The sequence below is a fragment of the Streptomyces pratensis genome, from assembly GCF_037137275.1.
GTDB lineage: Bacteria > Actinomycetota > Actinomycetes > Streptomycetales > Streptomycetaceae > Streptomyces > Streptomyces pratensis_B.
Genome location: NZ_JBBBEN010000022.1, coordinates 1 through 606 on the forward strand (window position 1 = coordinate 1; position 606 = coordinate 606).

Here is a 606-nt window from a genome sequence, read left to right on the forward strand (position 1 = left end):
GCCTCAACGCCGCCACCAAGATCGGCCACGGCTGGGGCACCTTCAAACACCTCATCTGAGACCGGCCGGACACATCAAAGGGGCCTGCCCACCCAGGGCGGGCCCCTTTCCCTATGTCTCACGACACCCCACCACTCGAAACGGAAGTCCGTCATGCCTCGCTTCACCTTCACCCACCGCCCCCGCACGGCCCTTGCCGCTGCGCTCGCCGCAGGCCTCGCCGCCCCGCTCCTGCTGGCCCAGCCCGCCACAGCCGCCTCCGTAGCCACCTGGGACAAGGTCGCCGCGTGCGAAAGCGGCGGAAACTGGTCGATCAACACCGGCAACGGCTACTACGGGGGCCTGCAGTTCTCGCCGAGCACCTGGGCCGGCTACGGGGGGCACGCCTACGCATCCAACGCCCATCTGGCGTCCAAGAAGCAACAGATCCTGATAGCGGAAAAGGTCCTGGCAGGCCAGGGCGCCGGCGCCTGGCCGCACTGCGGCGCGGTGGCCGGTCTGGCGGGCGACCACGCCGACCCGTACCCGCCCATCGTGGTGCGTCGTGATCACGATTACACCGGTGACCTGAAGGACGACCTGCTGGGAGTGGACTCCACCAACACC

At 68.6% G+C, this 606-nt stretch carries 1 protein-coding gene; it reads left to right on the top strand.

The window, feature by feature from the left end:
* Positions 1 to 153: 153 nt before the first annotated feature.
* Positions 154 to 606 (top strand): transglycosylase family protein (locus V9U70_RS00125; protein ID WP_336672320.1); only part of this gene is annotated, 453 nt, incomplete at its 3' end.